Annotated in this window: 5 protein-coding genes; 2 read left to right on the forward strand and 3 right to left on the reverse strand. The window is 63.6% G+C overall.

What is annotated here, in order from left to right; genetic code table 11:
* On the forward strand, positions 1-1,332 hold a 1,332-nt coding region (locus EOA85_RS23750; protein ID WP_281033778.1), incomplete at its 5' end, for a phosphate acyltransferase.
* Between the two features lie 81 nt (positions 1,333-1,413).
* Entirely contained in the window at positions 1,414-2,610 is a 1,197-nt protein-coding gene (locus tag EOA85_RS23755) for a DUF2865 domain-containing protein (RefSeq protein ID WP_127211388.1), read from the forward strand.
* Here EOA85_RS23755 and gltX read toward each other — a convergent pair.
* The 3 genes from gltX to EOA85_RS23770 all read right to left on the reverse strand — a co-directional run.
* Positions 2,528-3,901, reverse strand: a complete 1,374-nt coding sequence (gene gltX, locus EOA85_RS23760) for a glutamate--tRNA ligase (protein ID WP_127211389.1) — start codon at positions 3,899-3,901, stop codon at positions 2,528-2,530. The genes EOA85_RS23755 and gltX overlap by 83 nt on opposite strands.
* A gap of 130 nt (positions 3,902-4,031) precedes the next feature.
* Entirely contained in the window at positions 4,032-5,837 is a 1,806-nt protein-coding gene (locus EOA85_RS23765; protein WP_127211390.1) for an ABC transporter ATP-binding protein, read from the reverse strand.
* 393 nt (positions 5,838-6,230) lie between these two features.
* Positions 6,231-6,591 (reverse strand): GNAT family N-acetyltransferase (locus tag EOA85_RS23770; protein WP_164759834.1); only part of this gene is annotated, 361 nt, incomplete at its 5' end.

Here is a 6,591-nt window from a genome sequence, read left to right on the forward strand (position 1 = left end):
CCTTATATTTTCCGTGGCGCGCTGGACTGCGGCGCCAGCGCCATCAACGAAGAGATGAAGATGGCCGCGGTGCGGGCGATCGCTGCCCTTGCCCGCGAGGAACCGTCAGATGTCGCCGCGCGCGCCTATTCCGGCGAAACGCCGATCTTCGGGCCTGATTTCCTGATCCCCTCGCCCTTCGACCCGCGGCTGATCCTGCGCATCGCTCCGGCGGTGGCCAAAGCCGCCTGCGACACCGGCGTCGCGACACGGCCGATCACCGACTTTGCCGCTTATATCGACACGCTGAACCGCTTCGTCTTCCGCTCCGGCCTGGTGATGAAGCCGGTGTTCACGATGGCCAAGACGTCGAATGCCAAGCGCGTCATCTATGCCGACGGCGAGGATGAGCGCGTGTTGCGTGCCGCCCAGGTGGTGCTGGAGGAAGGCATCGCCGAGCCGATCCTGATCGGCCGCCCGCACGTCATCGAGGTGCGGCTGAAACGCTACGGACTGCGCATCAAGCCGGGCGTCGATTTCGGCCTGATCAATCCCGAGGACGACCCACGCTATCGCCACTATGTCGACCTTTTGATCGAACTCGCCGGCCGGCGCGGCGTCACGACGGAGGCCGCCCGCACTTTGGTGCGCACCGACAACACGGTGATCGCCGCACTTGCCCTGAAGCGTGGCGATGCCGACGCCATGGTTTGCGGCCTGGAAGGACGTTTTGAGCGGCATTTGCGCAATGTCACCCTGATCATCGGCCCGCGCGCCGGTATCAAGGATCATGACCTGTCGACGCTTTCCATGCTGATCTCGCAGCGAGGCATCATTTTCCTCACCGACACCCACGTCACGGTCGATCCGACGGCCGAGGAGATCGCAGAGATGACGGTGTTGGCGGCCGAAGAAATCCAGCGCTTCGGCATCGAACCCAAGGCCGCCCTGCTGTCGCATTCGGATTTCGGCTCACGCGATTCGCCAAGCGCGCTCAAGATGCGGCAGGCGGCGGCAATCCTGGCGCGCATCGCGCCAGACCTGCAATGCGACGGCGAGATGCATGCCGACTCGGCTTTGTCGGAGCAGCTGCGCCAGCGGGTCTATCCACATTCGCGGCTGAAGGGCGAAGCCAATCTGCTGGTCTTTCCCAATCTCGATTCGGCGAACATCACGCTCACCGCGCTGCGCGCGATGATGGACGCGCTGCATGTCGGCCCGATCCTGCTCGGCACCGACAGACCGGCGCATATATTGACGCCGTCGGTGACGTCACGTGGCGTCGTCAACATGACGGCGCTCGCCGTGGTCGAAGCGGCCCATAAGGCGCAGGCGGTCGTAAATCTGGGCTAAAACGGCTTTTACGCGGTAAGCTGATAAATGAACGCAAAGCGGTAGCTTTCGCGACGGGCGGTTAAACGGAGTTCACGGCGAATGACGGGCGGAGGGTGGAAGCTGACGCATGCCGCGGCGCTGCTTGGTGCCCTGGCGTTATCAGGCTTTGCCGTCACTCAGCCGCAGGCCGCCTCCCGTGTTTGCCGGCAACTGGAAGCCGATCTCGCGACCGTTTCGCGCGGTGGCGGCGGCAAACCGGCCCTGCTCAGGAAATACGATGATGCGATCGTGCGGCAGCGGGAGCAGATTTCCAAGGTAAGCCGCCAGTCCGACAGCGCCGGCTGCGGCTTTTCGCTGCTCGGCCGCAATCGCAACGCTTGCGCCGCACTCGAGGCCACGCTCGACCGCATGAACGCCAATCTCGATGCCCTGCAGGTCAAGCGCGCGCAGCTCGCCGGCGGCGGCTCGCGCCGCGATCGCGCACGCATATTGGCCTCACTCGACGCCAATGGCTGTCGCGACAGCGTCGTGCCTTCGAGGCGTGCTCCTGTCCTCGAAGCGAGCCGTGAAAACGGCGAAGAAAGCCTGCTCGATCGGCTTTTGGGCGACGCCACAAATCACCCCGATGCGCTGGACGAGCCGAGCGATCCCGACGAAGAGCGCGGTGTCCCCACCATGATCAATCAGCCCGACGGCATGGACCTGCCACGCCTTGGCGGCGAATTCCGCACAATGTGCGTGCGCACCTGCGACGGCTATTTCTTCCCGATGTCGAATGCCGCCTCGCTGGGCGATTTCGAGCGCGACCAGAAGAACTGCGATTCTAGTTGCCCCGGCACCGAGATGCAGGTGTTTTATACGCGCGGCATTGGCGACGACTCGGCTGACATGACGTCTTCGGTAACCGGCAGGCCCTACAGCGAACTGCCGACCGCCTATCTCTACAAGCAGCCCGAAACGTTGCGCCCGCCGGCCTGCGGCTGCAACGCTGCACAGAATTTCGAGATCATTGCCGGCAATCCGCCAAGCCCGGAACAGACCGAGGCCGATGTGGAGACCAAGCCGCTCATTCCGGTGCCTGTCGCCAAAGCCGATCAAGGCGCCGACCCCGAGACTTTGGCAAATGTCGAAGGCGGGCTCGAACGCGAAGCCATCAAGCGCCTCGCCGTCAAACCCTCGCCGACGACTTTGCCGCCGCCGGGACGGCGCAAGGTCAGGGTCGTCGGGCCAACGTTCCTTCCCGACCCAGCAGCGGCAACAGATCTGCAAGCTCCGGCCCCGAAGGCTGCCCCGTAAGCGCCAGCCTGAGCGGCATGAACAGCGCCTTGCCCTTGCGGCCGGTCGCTTCCCTGATCCTGCCCGTCCACTCCTTCCAGACCGACCCGTTCCAGGGGTCTTCCGGCAAAAGGTCGAACGCCTGGCGCAGGAAATCGCGGTCGACGTCGGAAAAGTCCGGCTGCTCCTGCGGGCCGTCGCGAAGTGTGCGCCACCAGATTGCTGCATCGGCCAGCCTGTCGAGATTGCCGCGTACCGCCAGCCAGAAGGGCTCGGCCTGTTCGCCGGAAATGCCGAGCACGATCAGCCGGTCGCGCGCCTCGGAAAACGGCATATGGTGGAGCAGTGTGCGGTTGAGCACGAAGAGCTCGTCCGGATCGAATTTGGCGGCGGATTTCGACGTCGCGGCCGGATCGAAGCGCCGGGCAAGCTCGGTCATATCAGGCACCGCCACTACGTTTTCCGACGTGCCGACAAGCACGGCCAGCGAGACAACGGCCATCGGTTCGATGCCGGTCTCGCGTAGGCTCTCGATGGACAGCGCGCCGCTCCGCTTCGACAGGCCCTCGCCCGATGCAGTGGTCAACAGATTGTGGTGGCCGAACACCGGCGGCTCGGCACCCAGTGCCTGGAACAGCGCGATCTGCACGCCCGTGTTGGTGACGTGGTCGTCGCCACGGATGACATGGCTGATCCCCATCTCGATGTCATCGACCACCGAGGGCAGAGTATAGAGATAGGTGCCGTCCTCGCGCATTAGAACCGGGTCGGAAAGCGAGGCAAGGTCGACGGTTTCCTCGCCGCGCACCAGATCGTTCCAGTGGATTTCGGTGCGCTCCGGCTGCAGGGGATCGCTGGTGAAATTGGGCAGGAGGAAGCGCCAATGCGGCCGCCGACCATCGGACTGGTATTCGGCGATCTGCTCAGGGGTTAGCGTCAGCGCTTCGCGGCCGTAGACCGGCGGCAGGCCGCGCGTACGGCGCACCTTGCGCCTGAGATCGAGCTCTTCCGGTGTTTCGTAACATGCGTAGAGAAGGCGCGCCGCCTTCAATTTCTCCACCGCCGCATCGTAGATCTCGAAGCGCCGTGACTGGAATTCCGTCGCGTCCGGAAATATCCCTAGCCAATGTAGGTCGTAGAGGATGGCGTCGGAGAATTCCTGCGTCGAGCGGGCGACGTCGGTGTCGTCGAAACGCTGGATGAAGCGGCCCTTGTTGTTCATGGCGAACAGCCAGTTGAACAGCGCAGTGCGCGCATTGCCGATATGAATGCGGCCGGTGGGTGAAGGGGCGAAACGGACGGTAACTGTCATGAACGGGGCGTACCGGATGGTTTTGCTGTTGACAAGACACGCCCCCGCGCTTGGCCGCAGACATAGAACATGACGAGGGCGATGAAAAGGCAGCAGCGCCGCGCCATTAAGACACGCGGCGCTGTAAGCGTCAGATCGCCAGCCCCTTGGTCAATTCGAGCGCCTGGCGCTCGAACAGCCGGCGGTAGATGCCGCCCTGCAGCCGGATCAGTTGGTCATGCGAACCCTCTTCGACGATGCGGCCGCGATCGAACACCAGAAGCCTGTCCAGCGCCCGTACCGTCGAAAGCCGGTGCGCGATGACGAGCGTTGTGCGGCCAACCATCAACCGCTCCATCGCCTGCTGGATCAGCACCTCCGATTCCGAATCGAGGCTGGATGTCGCCTCGTCCAGAATGAGGATCCGCGCGTCGGCGAGGAAAGCCCGCGCGATCGCCACGCGCTGGCGCTCGCCGCCCGATAGTTTCACGCCGCGTTCGCCGACTAGCGTGCGGTAACCCTTCGGCAGGCCGACGATGAAGTCGTGCGCACTTGCCAGCCGTGCTGCGTGCTCGATTTCGGCTTGCGTGGCGCTCGGCCGGGCATAGGCGATGTTTTCGGCCAGCGACCGGTGGAACAGAATCGGCTCCTGCTGGACGATGGCTATCTGCCCGCGCAGCGATGCCTGCGCCACCCCAGCAATATCCTGGCCGTCGATCAGGATCGTTCCCGCGTTCACGTCGTAAAGGCGCTGGATCAGCTTGACGAAGGTCGTCTTGCCCGAGCCCGAATGGCCGACCAGCCCGATGCGTTCGCCCGGCGCGATATCCACCGAAAAGTCGCGATAGAGCGGCAGTCGATGGCTGCCATAATGGAAGGTGACGTTGTCGAAGCTGATGCGACCGTCGGTGATGCGGATCGGTTTGGCGCCGGGCGCATCCTCGATACCGAGCGGCTCGGACTGGAAGTCGACCAGTTCCTCCATGTCGTTGATCGAGCGCTGCAAATTGCGGATGTGCGTGCCGATGTCGCGCAAATAGCCTTGCAGCACGAAGAACGAGGTCAGCACGAAGGTGACATCGCCGGCGCTCGCCTGCCCCCACGACCACAAAAGCAGCGAAAGTCCGATCACCGCTGCTCTCAGAAGCAGCAGCATCGACCCTTGCGTGGTACCGTTGATGGTGCCGCGCACCCAGGTGCGGCGCGTACGCGCGCGCCATCTGGCGACGACTTTGGCAAGGCGCGTCTCCTCGCGCTCCTCGGCGCCAAAACCCTTGACCACGGCGTTGCAGCTCACCGCATCGGCCAGCGAACCGCCCAGGCGCGTGTCCCACGCGTTGGCAAGCCTTGCCGCAGGCGCGACATAGCCAAGCGACAGCAGCGCCGTTACCGCGATGAACAGCACCGAACCTGCGGCGACGACAGCACCCATCAGCGGCCAGAACCAGCCGAGCAGCAGCGTCGAGCCGACGAGCATGACGAGGGACGGCAGCAGCGCGATCAGGATCGTGTCGTTGAGCAGGTCGAGCGCCCACATGCCGCGGGTTATCTTGCGCACGGTCGATCCGGCGAAGCTGTTGGCGTGCCAGTCGGTCGAGAAGCGCTGGACGCGATGGAAGGCGTCGGCGGCGATATCCGCCATCATCTTCAGGGTCAGTTCGACGATGGCCATGAAGGCGAGATTGCGCAGCACAACGCCGGTGAGCGCCAAGGCTACCAGCATCGAAAAGGCCGCCATCGCCGCATTCCACGCGACATCGTCCGCTGCAGCACTGCTGGCAACGGCATCGACCAGTCGGCCGGAATAGAGCGGCGTCAGCACGTCGGCCAACGTCGACAGCAGGAACGTGCCCATGATGAGCGAAAGCCGCCACGGCTGACGCCGCCAATGACTGAGCGCGAAGCCGAGAACGCTGCGAAAGGCGCCCGCGCGCAAATCTATCTGAAAACGAGCCATGATGTCATTCGGGCGCAAACGAGCCCGGTCCCGGTAAGGTCGAAAATTGAAAAAACCGCGTAGGGCGAATTAGCGCCCGGGAATGCGGAGGTTCGGCATATTTGGCGGCTCACCCGAATACGGGCGGCGACCGGCATCGACGAAGGCCTGTTGTCAATTCGGCTTGGCCATGAAGGTGAAAACCTTCCGGCGGGCCACCTGAGACCTAGGCTTCGCGGCCTCGCATAACGATGTCACATCCTGGCATTCGGTCCTCCCGAAAGGGGAATCGCGGAACCGTTCTTATAGAGATGCCTCAACGCGTCGCCAAGCCAGAGAGCGACCGAAAGCGCATCTGGTCCAACCAGTCACAAGATTTGCAACAATCGCGGGTTGTGCGCCGTCGTCGTCCACTCAGGCTACCGGAATACGATCGAGCCGCATGTAGCGGCCATCGGTGGACGGCCTGAAGCCAAGTCTTTCGTAAACCGCGTGGGCATCATTCGTCGACAGGCTCCAGTGCGTGACTGTCTTGCAATCCGGATGATCGATAAGCGCCTGGACAAGCCGCGTGCCGATCCCTTGCCCACGATATTCCGGCCAGATGATGACATCGGCCAGATAGGCAAACACCGTGCGGTCGGTGATTGCCCGGCCGAAGCCGACCTGCTTGCCGTCGCAATAGGCGCCGACGCAAAGCGAATTAGCAAAGGCGCGGCGGTGGACTTCGTCGCTGCGCCCGCTGCCCCAGTAGCTTGCCATCAACCGGTCGGAG

It is taken from the genome of Mesorhizobium sp. M5C.F.Ca.IN.020.29.1.1 (assembly GCF_003997375.1).
Taxonomy (GTDB): domain Bacteria; phylum Pseudomonadota; class Alphaproteobacteria; order Rhizobiales; family Rhizobiaceae; genus Mesorhizobium; species Mesorhizobium wenxiniae.

What these genes read in the sequence shown, in the direction of transcription:
- EOA85_RS23755 (WP_127211388.1), top strand. Translation starts at nt 1,414, where the DNA reads ATGACGGGCGGAGGGTGGAAGCTGACGCATGCCGCGGCGCTGCTTGGT.
- gltX (WP_127211389.1), bottom strand. Translation starts at nt 3,901, where the DNA reads ATGACAGTTACCGTCCGTTTCGCCCCTTCACCCACCGGCCGCATTCAT.
- EOA85_RS23765 (WP_127211390.1), bottom strand. Translation starts at nt 5,837, where the DNA reads ATGGCTCGTTTTCAGATAGATTTGCGCGCGGGCGCCTTTCGCAGCGTT.